The organism is Anaeropeptidivorans aminofermentans (genome assembly GCF_940670685.1).
In the GTDB taxonomy this organism is placed as follows: domain Bacteria; phylum Bacillota; class Clostridia; order Lachnospirales; family UBA5962; genus Anaeropeptidivorans; species Anaeropeptidivorans aminofermentans.
Window position 1 is genome coordinate 3,629,994 of sequence record NZ_OW711693.1, and the last position, 20,761, is coordinate 3,650,754.

Here is a 20,761-nt window from a genome sequence, read left to right on the forward strand (position 1 = left end):
GTGAATTCGAGGAGAAAACCGCAAAGATAGCGGGCATTTACATTTTTGCTTTATGCAAAAATGTTGAGCGTACAGGTTTACTCAAAATAAACCTGTACGGCATATCTTGAGGATTTATAACAATGAAGCCGCACTTTTATGGCAAAATATCCTAGAGTTTGGAGTTTTCAGACACGCCCTAAGCAAACTTAAAAAACCATACAAGTGCAAGCTTGTAAATCGTTTTTTAAGTAAAGGCCAATTTGAAAAAGGCTTATAAGCTGATGCTTTGTCTTTTTCAAACAGCCGGGTATGGCATAAAGCGCACTCCTTTTTGTATCTGCGGTGCTTTGAAACAGGAACTTCTTGCTTAAATTAAGCTTTCTTATGTCAGGAATTTAAGCATGAAATTAAAACTTAAAGTAAAACAGCTTCAAGGCAGCAACAAAAATCTATTTTCACAAACGGCATAAATATAGAAGCGCTTATATTAAGTCCTTCAATATGTATATACGGTTTTTCTTACTGTGATTAAATTATTTTACTATCGCTATGGCTCATAACCTCAAAAATAATTTGCAGGCCTTTTTTTATGCCTCTTTAAGTCTACTGCATATAGACAGCCAATTTGCTTTTATTCCACTGCAGGTGTTTGGCTTAGAGGGCAAAAAACAAGAGAAAGTCAAATTAACAATATCGCTCTTCCATATTAATTGAAGTATATTTGATAATTTTACAAAAAACATGTAAAATAACAGGAGGTTGTTTTAATGATTGGACTGATATTAGCAGGCCACGGCGGATTTTCCGAAGGCATGGCCTCAACAGTATCAATGCTCACAGGTCCTCAGGAGCATTTGGAAAAGGTAAGCTTCCTGCCGGAGGATACCTTGGATACCTTAAAAGAAAAATTCATCTTTGCCATAAGCAAATTGGCAGACTGTACGCAAATTATTGTTTTAAGCGATATATTCGGCGGCTCCCCTTATAAATGCGCTTTAGAGCTCGCCTTAAATGACCCAAGGCTTCATATTATGGCAGGAACAAATGTCGGCATGGCCTGTGAGGCGGCTATTTCCAGATTTTCTTATGGGGACATACATTCCTTTATTGAAAGTCTCATAGAAGCAGGCAAGGCTTCCGTTTCCTATACCGATGTGAAAGCCTTTACGGCCCCCCAGAATACCGATCCTGATGAAGACCTATAAATATTATAATTCACAAACTTAAAAACTTATTTGTTGACTTCAAGAAGATGCAAATTTAAAAAATGATTTACAAGATGGCTCTTGTATAATTTTTCAAGTTGGTTTAGTATACATTCTATAAAGCTTTCTTCTCAGATTCTTTTATTGTGAAGTAAAGCCATGATGAGACAAGAGGTGTTAAATTATGTTTGTAACTAAAATAAAAAGCCTGTATCATACCTTTACCATTTCTGAAATGAAAATTGCAGACTACTTAATCGACAACAGGAAAAACATTTCTTCCATCACCTCTTCGGAGCTTGCTGAAATATTGGGTATGGGGCAATCTACCATTATCCGCTTTTCTCAAAAAATCGGATATCGAAGTTATAAACAGTTAATTGCAGATATTGCCAACTCCGACATTGAGGAGTCTCAGGAGATACAGATTAATGACTCTACTTATGTCATGATGGATAAAATGATTACCAATTACAATAACACCTTTAAAATTATTAAAGATGCCAATAAACCGGAAGATATTGACGGAGCCATTAACATGATAAGCCGTGCCAACCGAGTGCTGTGCTTCGGTTTCCTTGCTACGGGGGCCTTTGCCCAGTATATGCAGGATATTCTTATGGGCCTTGGCAAAAATGTATTTTACAGCAGCACAGTAGTTGAAATAAAACAAAACATTATGTTTTTAGAGCCGGGCATCGACTGTATTGTATTGATTTCAAAAACCGGCGAAACGGAAGAGGTGCTGGAGATTGCCGAATTTGCCAAAAAGAAAGGCATTTCCATTATCGGTATTTCTAACCTTACTAAAAATACCCTGATGACCTATTCGGACATTCACTTAAAAGTCCTTGAGACAAGCGTCCGCTCCAGGCTTCAGTCCTTCTATCCAAACGCCGGCATTCTGTACATAGTAGATACGCTGGTTCTGGGGTTATTTAAAAAAGATTATACCCACTCCAGAAGCAAATCCAGTGAGTATATGAAGACGGTTCGTCCCAGAAAATATAAAGACGACGAGTAAAAGGATTGATTTTATGTTTCAATGTGTTATTTTCGATTTAGACGGCGTTCTGGTAGATACGGAACCCCTTTTATACAATGCAAAAAAGGAATACTTCCTGAAAAACGGCGTTCATTTTACCCATGAGGAGCTTTGTTTATTTACCGGGGCAAAATATTATGACGCTTTGCGGAATAATTTTGACTATCTTTCCGATGAATTTAAAGAACAGCTCATAGAAAATTATAAATTTACCATAGATTTAAATTATGATGAAATTAAAAATCCTCACGCCGAAAAACTGTTTCAAGACCTCAGGGAAAATGGCCTTAAAATCGCCATCGCCTCCAACAGCCCTATGGAAAAAATAGAGGCCGTCATAGAGCAGTGCGGCTTCGGTAATTTCATTGATTATTACGCCAGCGGTGTCTCCTGCAAGAAAGCCAAACCCTATCCTGATGTGTATCTTGACGTTATAAATTATTTTGGGCTGAATCCCAAAGAATGCGCTGCCGTAGAGGATTCGGATTACGGCTTGCAGGCAGCTTATGAATCCGGGGCTTATGTCATCTGCAAAAGGGACCGCCGGTTTAATTACAAGCAGCTCGGAGCCCATGCCTATGTTGATGATTTAGATGAAATCGGCGATATTTTATGGAAGCAGGCTAAGGATTTTCTGTAATATGCTTGGCCTTTTTTAATTTGCCTAAGTAAATAAACTTATACATAAAAAGACGCTTAAAATCTAAGCGCCTTTTTTACTGTATAACCTAAATCAATAGCCCTCAAGCTCCCTAATCAAGTGCTTTTCCGGCATGAAACCATCAATAGAAGGTATTTCCGTCTGAAATTATTCATTAGACCTTTATCCTCATCATATAATATGGCTTTCCTTTCTATTCCGTTATGTCTTTATAAATGAGTTCAACTATTTCATTTAAGTTCATTTCTTTATATAACTTTTTTTCATGAATGTTTACTAAATAATCTTTATCTCGCCACCATCGCCTCATTTCAGCCTCCCCAAACTCATACAGTTTCGGTCTTAGTTTATGACGCTTTAGGGTTTCTTCAAAGGGAAGCAGAAAATAATAAGCAAAAATGTTTTCTGCAAAGAGCTCCTCAACTTTTCTGAACAAAGCTTCGTAAATATCCGCATAAAGTATGCCTTCAAGAATAACAAATTTACAATTTTGATGCCCATATGAAACAAGGTTTATAATCAAATCTATTGCTTGATTTTTAGGTTCGTCACTTACCCAAAGCATTTCTCTTCGTATCGTATCTTGCCCGATTAACAAAGTCCCCCGGCCAATCTTCTTTTGCAAAGCTTTGCCTACTGTAGATTTACCGCTTCCTGAATTGCCTCTTAATATAATGATTTTGGACATATCCTAAACCCCACATCAAAATTTTATAAATAAACAATACGAATGCGCTCATTATCTGAATACAGTTCATTATAACATGTCAAATTTAATTTTATAACCGTAAAAAATCTATTCGAAAATAAAATGTTGGCAAACTGAACGCTTAAACTCTAAGGGCATTTTATATAAAAATTTTTAAATCTTATATATTAAGCAGGCAAACGCTTTTATGTGTTTACCTCGTATATTAATACTTGAAAATTAAATGAAATATCAGTATCATATATTCTGGAGAAGTATGGTGAATAAGAGGCAATTTTTAAACGAAAAAATAATATAGCAAATACATATTTTGTTCGTGGCCTGCCTTTATGAATTTATTTAGATTTAATAACGATAATTAAGGAGAAACAAATGAGTATACTGACAGTAAGCAATATAAATCATGTTTTCGGGGGCAGGGTTATTTTTGAAGATGTTTCCTTCCGCCTTTTAAAAGGAGAGCACGTAGGCCTTATAGGAGCCAACGGCGAAGGCAAATCTTCCTTTATGAATATTATTACCAGTAAGCTTGTTCCCGACCAGGGAAGCGTTGTATGGGCTAAAAACGTCCGCATAGGATATATGGACCAGCAGAGTGAGCTGGAAAAGGGATTAACCATCAGAGAGGAGCTTCGGAAGGCCTTCAGCTACCTTTTTGAAATCGAAGAGACCCTTACGAAAAAATATGAGCAGATGGCTGAAGCTGATGAGGAGCTTTTAAACACCTTAATGGAAGAGACTGCCGAGCTTCAAAATATCCTTGATATCAGCGATTTTTATACAATTGATGTTAAAATAGATGAAATTGCTGCGGGCATGGGCCTTTCGGATATTGGATTGGACCGCAGAACCGACGAGCTTTCCGGCGGACAGAGAAATAAGGTATTAATGGCAAAGCTTCTTCTTAAAAAACCGGATATTCTTTTGCTTGATGAGCCTACCAACTATTTAGACGAAGAGCATATCGCCTGGCTCAAAACCTTCCTGCTAAATTATGAAAACGCCTTTATTTTAATATCCCACGATATGGAATTTTTAAATGATGTGGTTAATTTAATTTACCATATGGAAGAAGCGAAGCTTACCCGTTATGTAGGAAATTATGAAGACTTTTTAAGGCTTTATGAGCAGCATAAGCGCCATCAGGACGCCGCCTATGAAAGACAGCAGCAGGAAATCGCAGGCCTTCAGGACTTTATTGCACGAAATAAGGCAAGGGTTGCCACAGCAGGTATGGCGAGGGCAAGGCAGAAAAAGCTTGATAAAATGGATATTATCGAAAAAACAAGAGAAAAGCCCAAGCCGGAGTTTAACTTCAGGAATGGAAGAACATCGGACAAGCTTATTTTTGAAGCTAAGGATTTAGTTATCGGCTATGATGAGCCTTTAACAAAGCCTTTGAATCTTCTTTTAGAGCGCAAGCAGAAGGTCTGCATCATCGGAGCCAACGGTTTAGGAAAAACAACCTTACTCAGAAGCCTTCTGGGAGAAATCCCATCTATAAGCGGAACCATTGAAAAAGGTCAAAATCAGCTGATAGGTTATTTTGAGCAGGAGCTTAACAGCGACAATACCAATACCTGCATTGAAGATGTATGGGAGGTTTTCCCCTCCTATACCCAGTATGAAATCCGAAGCGCCCTGGCAAAATGCGGCCTTACTACAGCTCAGCTTGAAAGCAAAATCTATGTATTAAGCGGCGGTGAACAGGCGAAAGTCCGCCTTTGCAAGCTTATTAACCGTGAAACCAATATCCTTATCCTTGACGAGCCTACAAACCATTTGGACGTTGACGCCAAAAATGAGCTGAAAAGAGCCCTTAAGGAATATTCCGGCACCATTCTCATGGTTTGCCATGAGCCGGAGTTTTATAATGACATTGTTTCCAGCGTATGGGACTTGGCAGATTCTACTTTAAAAATCGTATAGATGTCGTAATTATAAGATGAAGCGGGAACAAAACCGTATATTTACGTTGCCATAAAAAAGTACTATTTCCGAAGGAAATACGTCTTTTAGGGCTATCGCAATAGGTATTTGCTCCTTCTTTATAAGAAGTTTATTATCATTTTTGATTGTCTCGAAAAAACCTCTTTGTTTTATCAAAGGGGTTTTTTAAATACAGCGGCGTTGCTAAATTTATGTGAAAGAACATACCCTTCTCCATCCATGCTCTATGTTGCTTTAGTTATCCTGATATAACTTAAATGAATATCACATGCAAACAAAATGATATTACAGGATTTTAAAAATATATGGCATACTTTTTCAGTATGAGGCACTTAAGGTGCATTATTTTTTTGTTGTAGGTTGGTTGCGTCTAACACTCATAGAAATACGAAGGAGATTAGAAATGAAAAGAAAATTCAAAGGCCTTTTAGGCATATTTGCGGTTTTATCCATTGTTATGACAGGCTGCAGTCAAAACTCCTCTGAAAAGCCTTCAAGCCCTTCTCAGGAAATCAAAGAAGAGGCGAAAGAAGAAAGTACGGAAGCATCTTCCGAAAGCGCTTCCCCAGGTGAAACCCGTGATAAGCTTGTATTTGTTAACTTTAGAGATATAAGGGATTTAAACCCTCATTTATACGCAGGGGAAATGTACGCACAGGAAATGCTTTACGAAACCCTTGTGAATATTACAGAATCAGGCTATGAAGGCTGCCTTGCGGAGGATTGGAGCATAAGCGACGACGGCAAGGTATATACCTTTAAGATACGCCAGGGCGTAAAATTTTCTGACGGAGAAATTTGCGATGCCAACGCTATTAAAGTCAATTTCGACGCTATTATAGAAAATAAGGACCGCCATACATGGCTTGAAATGATGCATCTTCTGGAAAGCGTTGAGGCAGCCTTCTTTGCTTATTGAAAGGGGCGGCAAGGGCCAGTGGACGGCAGATGAGGTTCATGCGTATAAAAAGGATATATACAGACTGCTTGCTCATTTAGGGCTTATAAACTCAGAGAAAGTTTCTGAAAATAAATCCCAGCAGGAAATCACAAAGGTATTTTATCCCGAAGCAAACATTGACTGATTATGGTATCCTGCCGTATCTGCGGGAGATATGATTAAAAAAGGGGATTTCCTGGGAAAAGTATGCGATTTTTTCGGTAAGGAGCTGGAAAGCTTCGTATCAGAAGCAGACGGCGTGGTATTCTATCTTGCCTCTACCCTTTCCATAAGAAAAAAGGACCCTGCCGTAGCCTACGGAGAAATCAGCAAATAAGTTTCCCTAAGCTAAAATTAACAATTGAAAAATACCGCAATTTAAGATATACTAGCCAGTATAGTTAGCTTAGGTTAACTGCACTGGCTTATTTATCTGTTTTTTAAGTGCCTCTCTTATATAGCCAACTTGCTTTTATCCCGCCATAAAATATTGGGCTATAGAGGGCTTAAAATACAGCAAAAGTAATTAACAGCCTTATTGTTTCATGGCAATCCAAGTATAGTAAATTTAAAGGAGGGATCGTATGGAACTAAAACAGTTAGAGCACTTTATAGCCGTTGCAGAGACGGGAAGCATTAATCAGGCGGCCCAGGCCCTTTATACTTCACAGCCTAATGTCAGCAAAATTATCTCCGCTTTGGAAAAAGAGCTTGGCTGCGAGCTCCTTCACCGTACCAATAAAGGCGCTGTGCTTACCCCCATGGGAGAAGAGGTTTATGAATATGCAAAGGATATCATTAAAAATGCCAATATCCTTGCAAGTATAAGTAAAAGAAATAAAGCCTCTAAATTCAGTATCTCCTGCTATCCCAGCCATATGATTTCACGGGTGTTCTGCGATTTTTATAATAGCTACAATACAGAGAATATTGCATTGGAATTTCTTGAAGGAACCATTGAAACTATTACTGAAAATGTACGAAAAGGCCTTTCAGAAATCGGCATCGTATATTTTTCCAAAAGCAGGCAAAGTAATTTTAAATATCTCTTAGAGCATAAAAACCTTGAGCTTACAATCCTTGCAGAAATGGAGGCCTGTATTTATGCGGGGCCTAAAAGTCCTTTGTATAATCAAGAAAGTATCAGTTTCTCTCAGCTAAGCGCATTAAAATTTGTGCAGATGAAAAAGGACCTTTTTTCCATGGAACATGATTTGGACTATATAAGCCTTGGAACTTTCCATATGGAGAAATTCGATAATATCATAAATACCAACAGCGATAATTTATTAATTGATATGCTTATGCATACAGATGTCTGCAATCTTGGCATAAAGTTTATGAACCCCTTATATGAACAATATGATATCCATACGGTTGCCATAGAAGAATGCGATAAATGTCTTCTTATGGGCTATATTAAGCAAAAAGGGCAGGAATTTTCCGGTGAAGCGAACCTTTTTCTTAGAAAGCTTGGAAATGCAGTAAATAAGAGTACCGGCAGATAAATATTAAAAGCTTGTTGGCACAGAGCCTTAAAAAGGCAGTTATCCTTAATACTCACAGTAAATTGTCTTGGGGTCTTTTAAGTTCATTTACTATATACATACCGTATTTAAATAAATCATATAAAAGCTTAATGCAAATATTAAAGGCTAATCATCTTAAATAAGATAATCAGCCTTTTTCTATTTCAATTAATTTTTAAATTCTCTTATTCTATCCAAAATTACCCCTTTATAAAAATCGATATCGTAAATTTCTCATATAGTTCTTATTTATAGGGTCTTATAGCCATTTCTAAATAAAATCAGGGGTTAAGGATGTTCTGCATATCCTTTATTAAAATTTGTCCACCAAGGCTTCTGCCCTTTGGATAGCGTCGTTTACAATTGCGTTTTCATCATTTCCCACGACGTCAAGACCTTCTGCCGCAATGGTTGTAAAGTCTTGAATACCCATAAAGCCAAGAAGGGTTCTTAAATATCTGTCTCCCATTTCAAAGCTTGAATATGGCTCTGTGGAATAATTTCCGCCTCTGGCAACAAAATGGATTGCCTTTTTCCCTGAGCATAAGCCTACAGGGCCTTCCTCTGTATATTTAAAGGTAATGCCGTTTATGGTTATATAGTCAAGGTATGCCTTTAAAATCGCCGGGAAGCCTAAATTCCAGAAGGGAGCGGCTATAATTATTTTATCTGCCTCAAGAAACTGATAAGTATATTTTAATATAGGGTGGTTTCTGTCTCTTCCCATATCAGGGCGGAGAATAAGGTCAAGCTCTCCCATAGGCAGAAAATCAATATTTTCTTTATAAAGATTAAGGGTCGTTATTTCATCTTCCGGGTGGGCCTTCTTATATTTTTCAACGAAATTATCTGAAACTTTAAACGTTCTGGACTTTCCCTCCGGCTTTGCGTTTGCTTTAATATATAATACTTTTGACATAATGAATGCTCCTTTAAATAGTATATTTGGGGTTTTAAAATTTATCTTATATCCTATATCTTCTTCAAAATTAAATAAAATATAAATTTTTATTTGTGTGCTGCCAATTGGTATTATCTGTATAAAGAGATATTTGCATCTCTGATTTTTTTCATAATACGAATTAACTGCTCCTTCTCTTCTTGGGATAAGGGCTTAAAATGTTCCTGAAGGTCCTTCATATGGTTGGGAAATATCTCCTTTATATACTCACTTCCCTTTTCCGTAATCGATATTAAATAAGACCTTCCGTCCTCTGGATTTATTGAGCGGGTTACAAGAGCCGATTTTATAAGATTATTTATTACAACTGTCATATTGCCTGAGGTGGAAAGAACCGACTTCGTAAGCTCATTTACTGTCATAGAGCCTTTGTGATAAAGGGCCTCTAAAACGGCAAATTGAGAGGTTGTTAAACCCCCTGATTTGAATATTTCAGAAGATCTTTTGTGAAGGGCCTGAAGGGTCCTTCCAAAGGCTATCATAAGATTTAAATTTAAGGTGTTATCTTCGCCGTAAATCATTTTTTTATCCATGATTTTATTTTACTACTAATTAGTAATAAAATCAAGTTAAATTTTTATCAATCTTTTTCGTATCTGTCTTATGGCTATTATAATAAATTTAAAGGTAATCTGCAGCAAAGCTGTATATCCACACAGGCTCAAAAATGTACTGTTTCCGGAAAATCCGCGTTTTTGAGCCTGCGGGGATAGGCTTTTGCTACTTCTCCATAATAAATTTGCTATTCCCTTTCTTTCATAACAAAAAAGACGGAAAAGTATTTAATCATGCTCTTTCCGTCTTTTTATTATTTGACTTTTAATTTATTAATTCATTTCTTACAGGCAGAGCTTATAAATATTTTCTACGTCCTGCTGGTTAAGGGGCTTAAATCCAGGAATAACATCGCCGCCGCAGGCTTTCTTTGCCATAATTTCAAAATATTTATCGTCAATGCCGATTTCTGTTAATGTACTTTGAAGGCCAAGGGTCTTAAAGAAGAATTCCGAAAGCATTTCAATGCTCTTTTCAGCCGCTTCCATCGGCGGAAGGCTTTTATCTATATCAAATACATTAACCCCGAACTGATACAATCTGGACACCGTATTTTCATCAAGGGTGTATTCCAGCCATCTTGGCGTAAGAATAGCAAGACCAAGACCATGGGTAATATCATAATAAGCTGAAAGCTGATGCTCCATAGGGTGGCAGCTCCATGCAAGGCTTGTTCCCCCCTTGATGAATCCATTTATGGCCCAGGAGGAAGCCCACATAATGTTTGCTCTTGCTTCATAATTATCAGGCTCTTTTATAGCTACGGGCGCATATTTAATAACGGTCTTCATTAAGCCTTCCATAAAACAGTCGAGCATGTATAAATTCTTCTCCGTATTAAAATAAACCTCCATTATATGAGAAAGTATGTCGGCTGCGCCGCAGGCTGTCTGATAAGGGTTTACGGAATAGGTAATCGTAGGGTCGAGGAAGGATACCTTCGGAAGCATTAAAGGATCAGACCTGCCTATTTTATCATTGGTTTCCAGATTGCTTATAACGCCCCCTGCGTCCATTTCAGAGCCTGTGGCAGAAAGCGTGAGCACCGTTACAATCGGAAGGCAATTAGGCACAGGAACCCTTTTATCGAAGAAATCCCAAGGGTCTCCGTCATAATAAGCCGCAGCCCCTATAAATTTAGTGCAATCTATGGTAGAGCCGCCGCCAACTGCCAAAAGCACATCTATATTTTCCCTTTTGCAAAGGGCGCCGCCTTCTCTTACAGAATCGATACGGGGGTTGGGCTCTATTCCGGAAAGTTCGAATACTGTAAGGCCAGCCTTTTCAATTTCCTCTATAATCCTATCATATAACCCTGATTTTTTTATAGAGCCGCCGCCATAGGTCAAAAGAACCCTTTTGCCGTATTTGCGAAGCTCTTCGCCAAGGTGACAAAGCTTATTTTCTCCGAAGTAAACTTTTACGGGAATATCATAAGTAAAGCCGTTCATTTTAAATTACCTCCCTCTGATTTTAATCCTCTTTAGCGTACAACGTCTATAGCCGTTCAAGGGCCGGTTAAAGAATGCCCCCTTTCATTATAAACCGAACAGGGCATTTATTCCAATAGTTATTTTAGAAATAATAAGCCAAATATCGAAAGAAATAGACCCCTGCAAATGCATTGCCCATCTTCTTCAGATATGATAAAATTTGCGAGATAAATTCCATTTCAGGAGGTCTCATTGTGAACTACAGAGTATCCACAGAAAGCGACATAAATAAAATCATGGACATCATTTTACAGGCAAAAGATTTTTTAAAGGCACAAGGGGTTGACCAGTGGAACGACGGATACCCCGATGCCTGCCACATTAAAGACGATATTAAAGCCGGCGACGGCTATGTATTAATCGACGGCCAAAATATCGCCGGCTATGCCTGTATTTCCTTTGCAAAAGAGCAGATTTACGACGAATTGCAGGGCCAATGGCTCAGTGATAAGCCCTATGCTGTTATTCACAGAATGGCCATTGATAGTAATTATAAAGGGGAAAATCTATCCGGCATCCTATTCAATCTTGCAGAAAACTTATGCAGAGAAAGAGGTATCCATAGCATTAAAATTGATACGGGAAGCGATAATAAAATCATGCAGCATATTCTTCTTAAAAACGGCTATGCCTTCTGCGGTACCATTCGCTTTAATAATAATGAAAGAATCTCCTTTGCCTATGAGAAAATATTTTAAAGTTAAAATAAATTTATAAATTAAACGGTAGCAAAACCGGATATTTATACTCGAATAAAAGTAAAACAGTAGCTTCGTAAATTTGCTTTTCCTTGATTTTATGCCTTATTGGAACCTGTTATTTACTGCTGAAGAAAAGCAAACTTACTATATATAAACTCAAAAACGTACAGTTTCAAGCGGAAACCCCTATTTTAAAATCTCTAGTGAATCGGGTTTGCTACTTCTTTCTGATAAATTTACTGTATTCCGAATTAATCCTTTAAGGCTTTTTTAAAGAAATTTTTCTATTTTACAGCAGTAAAGAACAGCCCTAAACATGAGTTTAGGGCTGTTCTTTTGTTTTAAGGGGAGGTTTGGACACTAAATATTTTCCATGCCAAAATTCATCATAATAATCCAAATTCAAACCTATGTAAAGCTTTACTTTTATTAATACTACCCTGCATTTCTTGAGCTTCTTGCTTTTTTCTTAAGTTCAATAACCACTTTAGGAGTATAGTTCTTCAAAACCTTTGTTCTAAAGTCTGTAACAATCATCATAAAAAGAAGTAAAAAGCCCACATATCCATTAATAACGTATATAACGTTAATTAATCTGTCAAAAGGAATCACCAAGCCTACGAAAATACCGATTACGCCCATAACTACTAATAATACACGGTAACGGCTGCTTTTTTCGTCCGGGGCAAATCTTTGTATCGGCGCCCAAAGGAGCGGAGCGGCAGTTGTATAAATTTCTGTGAAAACAATGAGTGTGAAGACTACTGCCAATGCAGGATTAATTTTTTCGGCAAGTATTAATGTAGGTATCTGTGCCCCTGCTACTTCATCTAAATTGGAGGCCAAACCAAACATTAATAATAAAACTGCCAAAGAGAATAAGAACGCACCAAAAATTGCGCCGGAATAAGCTTCTTTTTTGCTGTTTGCTGTTTTTCCGAGATTTGTCATAAATACTGCGAGCCACATCATACAGAAGCCTACATAAGAAGCACATGCCATAAACCAATTGCTTCCGGCCTGCATAACAGTGCCGCTTTCAACTAATGGCGCAACCTTATCAGGAAATGCGGAGAAACCGCCGGGGTTCATCATAATTCCGGCAATACCGAGAAGAATTGCTAAAATAGAAACCACAGGCCCAATGGAACCCATAATATCAACAAGACGGTTAAATCCAAAATAAAGCGTAATCAAAGTAGCACCGCCCAGAATAACGCCGCCCATCCAATTAGGAAGTCCGAACTGCTGGTTTAAAGCTGCTCCTGCCCCTGCCGTCATAACCCAGAAGGACATATAAAGGAAAATAACGGAAAAATAATCGAAAAACGTACCTACTACCTTTCCGCAGTAATATCGATATATATTTTTAGGCTCTTCAAATTGCTGCTCATATCCCACTGCACTAAAGCTGATGCCGACATAAACAAATAAGCAAAACATTACAATAATACTTGTAATGCCCGCAAATTTATACGAAACAAAGTACTGCATGATCTCCTGCCCTGTAGTAAAGCCGGAACCAATCAGCAAGCCTATAAAGGCGCCGCCCATGATAATAACTCTTAAAATATTAACCTTATCTTTATTCCCACTCATGATAAACCCATCCTTTCTGATTATATAGTGACAAAAAATTAGTTCCCTTACGCTGATATGCCTTATAATGAAGCCTATATCCAACAACCTGTTTTCATTATTTATAGCATAATAAACTTGCAGAAATTTGCGAAAAATTAAATGAATCCTGTGTTATTAAGTTAATGTAAGTTCAACGGAATTTTAATTCCGTTGAACTTTTAACAATAAATGTAGAAAATCCTTCGGCTTTTCCCTTGCCGGGCAAGGGGGTCGGCTCCGCCGACCTCACGTTAAGTTAACTATTTTGATATAATCAAGCTGATGTTTAAAGATATTAAGCAGCTGAACTTCGTGTACGAGGCGAAGTAGCTGCCTAATATTTTTTTATTATATAAGAGATGTATTTATACAAGGTGAACTTAAAAAATGATATAAGCCCATGCTTGCAAATAGTTTTTTAAGTGAGCATCTCCTTATAGTGAGTAAACTGAAAGCTTGTTTGTTCACTATACAATATGCTTTGAAGCCTATGGGTTAGAACCGCTTTAGAAGGTTTAAAGCATATTTCAGGGAGTTTAGCAACTATTTAATATCTATACCTACATGGTTCATTTCCTTTATACTCTTGTATCAGTGCATTTGGGTTCAGATACAGGTTTTACGGAAAGCATGCTACCTTTTAAGAAAGATTAAATCTGCCGGTTAAACAGCCTGTAGGTATAAATAAATTCTAAGGTTTTATGATGCAAAAATAGTCTGCTCGGTAATAGGCGTCTGTAAAGCTTCAAGGGCCTTGAGAACCAAGTTTTTACGAAGCTTATACTGATTTTCGTCAGATAATTTTGGGTCGCCTAAGGGATGGGGTATACCGATACCGGGAATAATTCTGTTTGCGCCGATGGTTTTTGATATAGGCGTAACTGTGGCAATGTGTACAACAGGGATTCCTGCTCTTTCAATTTCTTTAACAATCGTTGCGCCGCAACGAGTACAGGTGCCTCAGGTGGAGGTGAGAATAACTGCGCCAACTTTATCTTCCAAAAGCTTTTTCGCAATATCTTCTCCGAATCTTTTGGCATTGCCTGTTGATGTTCCGGTTCCTGTTGTGGTCATGAAATAGTCGGCTAATTCACCAATTACATTTTCTTTTTCAAGCTCTCTTAAAGCATCAAGAGGCACTACAAGATTCGGGTCTTCAAGAACGAATTGCCTGTCATAACCGCCGTGAACGCTTGTAAAATCGTCTTTACTCATGCGCTCCATGCCGGCTATGCTGTATATGCCGTATTTGCTTGCAGAGGAAGACTCAATATGGTCGGGATTACCCACAGGAACAATACCCCCTGAGGTAACAATGGCAATTTTTGTATGGGCCATATCCGTTACCGGAGAAACAGGCTCTACTCTATCTATTTTAGGAAGCGGATATTCCGTCACAGGGTTATTTCCTGCGACCTTTTGAAGAAGCATTTCCACGGCACGTTCGCTGCCGCGTTTTTCATGGAAATAATTTACCCTGATGCCTCTTTCAAAATAATCTTCTTCCGAAGGGCCTAAGATTTCCTCATTATTTAAAAGCTTCTTTGCAAATTTTATCATAGAAGGAACTGCTTTACGCATACCCGTTGCAGAATTATTTGTTTTAAGGATATACATATCCTTTCTAAAGGCATCCACACCGGGATTTTCTTCATACATGGCTGTAAAAGCAGGAATGCCTAAATTATCCTGAACGGCCTTTACAATGCTTCCGCAGGCAAATCCATAGCGTCCTGCGTTAAATGCAGGGCCTGCGATAAAAATATCCGCGTTTGCTTCTTTTACCCATGAAAGCAGCTGACCTACAGCCTGCTCTGTATTTTCTCCGAAATAGTTGTCTCCGCAGATAAGTGTTGCAACGATTTCTACGTCGTCACCGAAGGCCGCCTGTAAAGCCATACCGGGGCCTACAACGCCTTCTCTTTTTTCAGGCGGAATATGCGCCATTTCCTCTCCGCCGATTCCGGCAAAGAAGTTATTTATATAATGTACTACACGTTTTTTCATAATGACTCCCCCTTCCTAATAACCCCGCGCTGCAAGATGATTGAATCCGTTGGCAATGGTCGATGCAATAATAATCTGAAGTTCTGCGTCTATGCTGCCGTCTTCTTTAAGGCTTCCTGAAAAGCCGCCGATCTGCATTTCTACATAATCAAGCATTCCTATTATACGGTCCATAGGCGGAAAATGAACAACAACGTTTCCGTTTCCGCAGGATACGATATGCTCGGCTTCTGGAACGCCGTCGGCAAGAGAATAGGACTTTCCGTCTCCGCCTGGGAATTCATCGGTTATAAGTACAACTTTTGTTCCTGCCTGAGTCACCTTCTGGCAGTTCATCATCAAGTCGGTATCGGGATTTCCGTAGCCTTCCTCACTGATTAAAACGCCGTCAAGACCTAAAAATTCTGTAAGCTTGGCGACCATATCGGAAGAACGAATCTTATCTGCCAAATAAACATTTTCGTTCGTTAAGATAACGCCGATAAAGTTTAAATCCTTGCCATGCCTTTTATATAAGTCTTCAATAACCGGATTATAAAGATGGTGGTAAGTTGTAACCTTGTCACAGGGGGCAACACAGTTACCGCTGATGATTGCACCGTCCATGATTTCAGTGGGGTACATAAAGGTAGGCAGGAGCTGCTTTGCATCTGTTCCGTAATAATATGTATCATGTAAAAGGCCTTGGCTTTGAAGCATATGGATATATCCAATCTTCGGAAGGTCCGGATACTGCTCTATTTGCTTTAATAAAGGCAATGTCTCATATACGATAATTTCGTCCGGCGTAAGGGCACGGGCACATTCGCCTATTTTGGCGGCTACTTTTAATCCTGCAAGTCGGCATGCTTCTTCATAAGCATGCGTTTCTAAACCTTCCGCAGGCTCCAAAACAACACAGATATTCTGTGTCTTTGAAAAAGGCGTATAGCAGGCTGTAGGGCCGCTCATATCAATGATTCCTTCTTGGAATCCTACAATTTTACCAACAGTAACAACGCAGGCGCCTTCAAGGGCGTAAGTACGTCCGCTTCCTACTTTATTGACCTTTCCGATAACCCCCGGAAACATTTCGCCGCCTTCCACTTTCACTCTCGGCTCAATACAGTCCTTTACGGGTGTTATCCTTATGCTTTCGCCGGGACGAGCCAATTCTACCTTTACGTCAATAATCCGCTCATCTTCCAACACTGTTTTTCTGATTTCTTCGCTGTCTACATATAGAATTCCATTTTCAACATGTGTTTTTTCTCCGAATTGCACATCACTTATAAATATTTTCCCTAATTCTAAGCGCATAACAGACACCTCCTATTTGTTATTATAATATTTAACGTGAATTCGACTTTGTTGAACCCCTTTGTTTATCGAGGGAAAGCCCAGAGGACTTTTCACGTTATGAGTAGAGAACTTTAAGTACATCTTTAGATGTACGCATTGCAGTATTTTTCTGCAAATTTGTACGAATAGTTTCATAAGATTGATGGGATTTTAATTTCATCAATCTTACATTATTTAGAGAATTCTAAACCCTGTTCTTTCAAAAGCGCCCTGGATCAGTGATACATCAATGGCGCCGAAATCCTTTTTAATTTTTTCCGACCAGTTTGGGGTGGGCCGCTGCTTTTGAAATTTATTATAAGCATCAATAGCCCGCTCTATCACCTCCAAGCTGTTAAAATCGCCTTCAAAAGAAGAATGCTCCGCTAAAAGCACTGATTTATACGGCGTTTGATTTGGCTTCATGCTCCCAGCCATAGGGTGGGTCAAAAGGCAATAGCCCTTATAAATCTTTTCCCGCACCTTCTCCAAAACCTCACCATAGCTCCATTGATTATCAAAAACACCGATGCATTTTTTGTCAAAATGCTCTGCACAGGACGGATTATTGGTAATTAACATTGGTTTATATTGATTATTTGGGCTTATCAATAACTTATCCCCATTTCAAATTGTATTTATAAACATTTTCATAAAATTCTTTCTTATTATAAACTTATTTTATATATTTCATATTTAGAAATAAATATTTACAATAATCAACTATAAATCAGTATATCACACAATGGTAAAAATACAATCTGTATTGATAAAACACTTCAAAAACGTAAAATTATATATATTATTCTAAAATCCAAACTTACGATAAAGGTAATACTTATAACAAACCACCTGAATTTATTTAAATTAATGTGGCATTTTACTATAAATTGTTCATTCTTCTATTCAATTTAACAAAAGCAATAAATTTTATAAATATGTATTTAAATTCTATTTATTTATGATATACTCATTTTAATTTATATACATTAAATTATTTATATGCATAAAAAATTAATACACAGATAAAAACTATGTATTAATTGAAAGCTCTCTGTAATTGCATGTATGTGTAAGGCATGTCCTTATTGGGTTATATATCCCTATGCTTAAGAAGAAATAAGCGGCATTGAAGTAGAAATAACAGGTTTTTAATAAGTTATTGCTTTTTTTCTTACTCTCCCCTATAGCTTATACCAGTAGCCAATTCCTTAATTTATATGGAAAGTTTGTTTTAATTTTGATATACTTAAATTACAAAATTTATTAATATCAAATTATAAGGGAATGGCAAAATGATTTATATTGGAGATTCTTTAAAAGAAATCAGAAAGAAAAAGCAAATGACTTTAAAGCAATTGGCTGACAGCACGGATTTATCTGCGGCGTACCTGAGTAAGCTTGAAAATAATCTTACGAGCCCTACGCTTGCCAATTTACAGAAAATATGTGAGGCTCTTCAAATAACAATGGCTGCCTTTTTGCTTGATAAGCAGGAAGAGCTTCCTGTGGTTTTGAAGAAAAAAGAACGCCCGGAACTATTTACTACCGGCTCAGGCATTGTATATAACCTAATATTCGACCGTTCCTCTATAGTAAAAATTATTAGTATGACAATTCAGGCAGATAATTATAAAGAGGAAATGTCATGGGGCCATCATGATGATGAGCTGGGCATTGTGGCTGAAGGTTCCTTGGTAGTCACAATTGACGAAGAGAATTACGTATTGCTTCCCGGGGATTTTATATATATCAAGGCTCATTCCGTCCACAAATATAAAAAGGTCGGCGAAGGCGTCTGTACTGTATATTGGATTTATGTACCGGAAGCAGATTAGCAAAAGGAGATTTAATTTTTGTGGAACAAAAGCAATTGGTATATGATAAGCTCTCAGAAATGAAAGTACCCTATAACGCTATAGAGCATGAGGCTGTTTTCACAATAGAGGAAATGAAAAAGCTTGATTTTCCTGAAGGCTGCACCGTGGCAAAAAATTTATTCCTCCGGGACGCAAAGGGAAAGCGCCATTTTCTATTAGCTACGCACCACGATCGGTCTATTGATTTAAAATCCTTAGGAGAAAAATTCGGAAGCACTAAGCTTTCCTTTGCCTCCGATGAGCGTTTATCAAAGTATTTAGGTGTTACAAAGGGTGCTGTAAGCCCTCTTGGATTATTAAACGATTCAGAAAGTGCCGTGGAATTTTATATAGACGAAGCGCTTCGTTCCTGCAATATGTTAGGCGTACACCCAAATGACAATACAGCAACCGTCTTTATAGATTGCAGCGACTTAATTAAATTAATCCAAAGCACCAACCATAAGGTAAACTTCTTAAAGCTTTCATAATTTAACAGATAATTTTTTGGAGTATGTTTAAGAGCCTATAAATATAGGTTTTAAAGCATGCTCTTATTTTTTAATATAAAATCTGAAGTTCTTTTGAAAAACAGCTGCCTTATATAGTGAATTTGCTTTTATTCCGAAGTGAATATTTAGATTTAAACGGCTTAAAATAAAAGAAAAGTAAATTCACAATACTATAGTTTCATGTTGATTCGAGTATATGTAAAGGAGGATCTATTTTGGATAAAACACTTGAAAAAACAATAGAAGATATTATTACAGAACAGCTTCTTATTTTAAACCGACCTGATTTATACCGCAGTCCTCTTGTTTCTTTTTCTTCTGCTGATGATAAGCGGTATAAAGAATTAAAGAATATCATCGGTGAGTGGCATTTAACCCCGAAAGAGCTATTGCCGGAGGCTGAAAGCATAATCAGCTATTTTGTACCTTTTACAAAAGACGCGGCATCAGAACCAAAGAAAATAAGAGAAGGCTCTCCTTTATGGGGAGAAGCCTACCAGGAAATTAATAAGCATTTTAATATTATTAATGATGCCGTATCAAATTATTTAATCGGCCTGGGATATCAGGCTAAAGCCATAAGGCCTACCCATACTTATGACCCGAAAGATTTAAAATCCTTATGGTCCCATAGAAGCGCCGCATCCATCGCAGGCTTAGGTAATTTTGCCGCAAACAGGCTGTTAATAACAGAAAAAGGGTCTGCCGGACGGTTCTGCACCGTAATTACCTCCGCCCCTTTAAAAGCGGACAATAAGCTCACGGAGAATAAATGCTTATATGTGAAAAATAAATCCTGCGGGCTATGCTTTAAAATATGCCCTGTGAAGGCTCTTGCAGGAGACGGCTCCTTTGACAAATTCGCCTGTCAAAAGGAATTAAATAAAAACGAAGAGGGCTTAAAGAAATCCGTCCCTTTAAAGAGTGCCGATATTTGCGGTAAATGTATCAGCATCTGTCCCTTTGCATACATAGCGTAAAATTAAAGAGCACCCGAATAATTATTCAGGTGCTCTTTATGCTTAATAAACAAATTATCTTTGTTAACTGCGCCGGCTACTCTATCCCTATTTTTTCCTTAAAATTCTCATAGCTATTGGCCCAGTTAAAGCAAACCCTATCTTTTGTTGCTTCCGATACAGCCTTAAAATGAAGGGTTCCGCATTTAATTTTAAGCTTTTCAACATCGGTTAAGTCTTTCCACTCTTTTTCAAATTTAGTTTCTGTTATAAAATAAAGCTTCGTATCTCCTTCCCCTTCTTTATAGACAATTGCCCAGTCAGGAGAATAGTTTCCATAGGGAGTATCAATGACAAAGCCGCCCTTTTTTATTTTCGTAAAAAGTACTACATTGGGGTCTTCATCTAAGCTCTTTGCAAAATCATATTCCCCTTCAGAGTCCGCTTTGTAATACTGATAAATGCCGCGGCCTTCGGACTCTTTTGTTTCGTATACCTTTTTCTCTTTTTTAAGCATTTCCTCGTCAATGGTGTCTGCTTCAAAGATTACCTTATCGTCAAACTCATAGCCTTTTATAATCTCATAGGAATAAATCGCCTCTGCCTTTGCTTCATTAAGCTTATAATGAATGGTACGAGTGGCGATACAGCACTTTTTCAGAAAACCCAGTAAAATCAATGGTTTACGGGTAGTCAATAGACAATAATTCCCCCAAATAACCTCTCAAAAGGGAGGGTGCGCCGTAGGTTTAG

Annotated in this window: 21 protein-coding genes; 12 read left to right on the plus strand and 9 right to left on the minus strand. The window is 37.8% G+C overall.

Annotated elements, in window-relative coordinates; genetic code table 11:
* The first annotated feature begins 749 nt into the window (after positions 1 to 749).
* The 3 genes from NBX03_RS15275 (at position 750) to NBX03_RS15285 (ending at position 2,872) form a co-directional block, all read left to right on the plus strand.
* A complete protein-coding gene (locus tag NBX03_RS15275; RefSeq protein ID WP_250228629.1) occupies positions 750 to 1,187 on the plus strand; it encodes a PTS sugar transporter subunit IIA in 438 nt (145 codons plus the stop codon).
* A 184-nt stretch (positions 1,188 to 1,371) separates the two neighbouring features.
* Entirely contained in the window at positions 1,372 to 2,211 is an 840-nt protein-coding gene (locus NBX03_RS15280; RefSeq protein WP_250228630.1) for a MurR/RpiR family transcriptional regulator, read from the plus strand.
* A 13-nt stretch (positions 2,212 to 2,224) separates the two neighbouring features.
* On the plus strand, positions 2,225 to 2,872 hold the full coding sequence (locus NBX03_RS15285; protein WP_250228631.1) for an HAD family hydrolase: 648 nt from the start codon (positions 2,225 to 2,227) through the stop codon (positions 2,870 to 2,872).
* Positions 2,873 to 3,086: 214 nt separating this feature from the next.
* Here the strand turns inward: NBX03_RS15285 and NBX03_RS15290 are convergent, their stop codons facing one another.
* The gene (locus NBX03_RS15290; protein ID WP_250228632.1) at positions 3,087 to 3,581 is read right to left on the minus strand and encodes a kinase; all 495 of its coding nucleotides are present in this window, start codon (positions 3,579 to 3,581) and stop codon (positions 3,087 to 3,089) included.
* Positions 3,582 to 3,974: 393 nt separating this feature from the next.
* Here NBX03_RS15290 and NBX03_RS15295 point away from each other — a divergent pair, with 393 nt between their 5' ends.
* The 5 genes from NBX03_RS15295 to NBX03_RS15315 all read left to right on the plus strand — a co-directional run bounded on the left by NBX03_RS15295 (position 3,975) and on the right by NBX03_RS15315 (position 8,000).
* Positions 3,975 to 5,531, plus strand: coding sequence for an ABC-F family ATP-binding cassette domain-containing protein (locus NBX03_RS15295; RefSeq protein WP_250228633.1), 1,557 nt, complete (start codon positions 3,975 to 3,977; stop codon positions 5,529 to 5,531).
* 424 nt (positions 5,532 to 5,955) lie between these two features.
* Positions 5,956 to 6,471: an ABC transporter substrate-binding protein gene (locus tag NBX03_RS15300; protein ID WP_250228634.1), complete on the plus strand. Its 516-nt coding sequence runs from the start codon at positions 5,956 to 5,958 to the stop codon at positions 6,469 to 6,471.
* Complete coding sequence (locus NBX03_RS15305; protein WP_250228635.1) at positions 6,461 to 6,637, plus strand: hypothetical protein; 177 nt, start codon at positions 6,461 to 6,463, stop codon at positions 6,635 to 6,637. Before NBX03_RS15300 ends, NBX03_RS15305 begins: the two co-directional genes overlap by 11 nt.
* Positions 6,638 to 6,667: 30 nt before the next feature.
* Positions 6,668 to 6,829: a hypothetical protein gene (locus tag NBX03_RS15310; protein ID WP_250228636.1), complete on the plus strand. Its 162-nt coding sequence runs from the start codon at positions 6,668 to 6,670 to the stop codon at positions 6,827 to 6,829.
* A 247-nt stretch (positions 6,830 to 7,076) separates the two neighbouring features.
* Positions 7,077 to 8,000, plus strand: a complete 924-nt coding sequence (locus NBX03_RS15315; RefSeq protein ID WP_250228637.1) for a LysR family transcriptional regulator — start codon at positions 7,077 to 7,079, stop codon at positions 7,998 to 8,000.
* Positions 8,001 to 8,334: 334 nt separating this feature from the next.
* Here NBX03_RS15315 and NBX03_RS15320 read toward each other — a convergent pair whose 3' ends face one another.
* The 3 genes from NBX03_RS15320 to NBX03_RS15330 all read right to left on the minus strand — a co-directional run bounded on the left by NBX03_RS15320 (position 8,335) and on the right by NBX03_RS15330 (position 10,988).
* On the minus strand, positions 8,335 to 8,940 hold the full coding sequence (locus tag NBX03_RS15320; protein WP_250228638.1) for an FMN-dependent NADH-azoreductase: 606 nt from the start codon (positions 8,938 to 8,940) through the stop codon (positions 8,335 to 8,337).
* 113 nt (positions 8,941 to 9,053) lie between these two features.
* Positions 9,054 to 9,503 (minus strand): MarR family winged helix-turn-helix transcriptional regulator, encoded by a 450-nt coding sequence (locus tag NBX03_RS15325; protein WP_250228639.1) that lies wholly within the window; start codon positions 9,501 to 9,503, stop codon positions 9,054 to 9,056.
* Between the two features lie 318 nt (positions 9,504 to 9,821).
* Entirely contained in the window at positions 9,822 to 10,988 is a 1,167-nt protein-coding gene (locus NBX03_RS15330) for an iron-containing alcohol dehydrogenase (RefSeq protein ID WP_250228640.1), read from the minus strand.
* Between the two features lie 236 nt (positions 10,989 to 11,224).
* On the opposite strand from NBX03_RS15330, the gene NBX03_RS15335 reads away from it, so the two are divergent.
* Positions 11,225 to 11,728 (plus strand): GNAT family N-acetyltransferase, encoded by a 504-nt coding sequence (locus NBX03_RS15335; RefSeq protein ID WP_250228641.1) that lies wholly within the window; start codon positions 11,225 to 11,227, stop codon positions 11,726 to 11,728.
* A 438-nt stretch (positions 11,729 to 12,166) separates the two neighbouring features.
* Here NBX03_RS15335 and NBX03_RS15340 read toward each other — a convergent pair whose 3' ends face one another.
* The 4 genes from NBX03_RS15340 to NBX03_RS15355 form a co-directional block, all read right to left on the minus strand.
* Positions 12,167 to 13,330: a YkvI family membrane protein gene (locus NBX03_RS15340; RefSeq protein ID WP_250228642.1), complete on the minus strand. Its 1,164-nt coding sequence runs from the start codon at positions 13,328 to 13,330 to the stop codon at positions 12,167 to 12,169.
* 720 nt (positions 13,331 to 14,050) lie between these two features.
* Positions 14,051 to 15,358 carry a glycine reductase complex selenoprotein B gene (grdB, locus tag NBX03_RS15345; RefSeq protein WP_250228643.1) on the minus strand — a complete coding sequence of 436 codons (1,308 nt, stop codon included), beginning with the start codon at positions 15,356 to 15,358 and terminating at the stop codon, positions 14,051 to 14,053.
* Positions 15,359 to 15,373: 15 nt separating this feature from the next.
* Positions 15,374 to 16,657 carry a sarcosine reductase complex component B subunit alpha gene (grdG, locus tag NBX03_RS15350; RefSeq protein WP_250228644.1) on the minus strand — a complete coding sequence of 428 codons (1,284 nt, stop codon included), beginning with the start codon at positions 16,655 to 16,657 and terminating at the stop codon, positions 15,374 to 15,376.
* 216 nt (positions 16,658 to 16,873) lie between these two features.
* A complete protein-coding gene (locus NBX03_RS15355) occupies positions 16,874 to 17,290 on the minus strand; it encodes a GrdX family protein (protein WP_250228645.1) in 417 nt (138 codons plus the stop codon).
* A gap of 683 nt (positions 17,291 to 17,973) precedes the next feature.
* Here NBX03_RS15355 and NBX03_RS15360 point away from each other — a divergent pair.
* From NBX03_RS15360 to NBX03_RS15370, 3 genes are all read left to right on the plus strand, one after another.
* Positions 17,974 to 18,516 carry a helix-turn-helix domain-containing protein gene (locus NBX03_RS15360; protein WP_250228646.1) on the plus strand — a complete coding sequence of 181 codons (543 nt, stop codon included), beginning with the start codon at positions 17,974 to 17,976 and terminating at the stop codon, positions 18,514 to 18,516.
* Positions 18,517 to 18,536: 20 nt separating this feature from the next.
* Positions 18,537 to 19,028 (plus strand): prolyl-tRNA synthetase associated domain-containing protein, encoded by a 492-nt coding sequence (locus NBX03_RS15365; protein ID WP_250228647.1) that lies wholly within the window; start codon positions 18,537 to 18,539, stop codon positions 19,026 to 19,028.
* A 236-nt stretch (positions 19,029 to 19,264) separates the two neighbouring features.
* Positions 19,265 to 20,029: a 4Fe-4S double cluster binding domain-containing protein gene (locus tag NBX03_RS15370; RefSeq protein ID WP_250228648.1), complete on the plus strand. Its 765-nt coding sequence runs from the start codon at positions 19,265 to 19,267 to the stop codon at positions 20,027 to 20,029.
* 76 nt (positions 20,030 to 20,105) lie between these two features.
* Here NBX03_RS15370 and NBX03_RS15375 read toward each other — a convergent pair whose 3' ends face one another.
* Entirely contained in the window at positions 20,106 to 20,705 is a 600-nt protein-coding gene (locus NBX03_RS15375; protein ID WP_250228649.1) for a restriction endonuclease, read from the minus strand.
* Between the last annotated feature and the right edge of the window lie 56 nt (positions 20,706 to 20,761).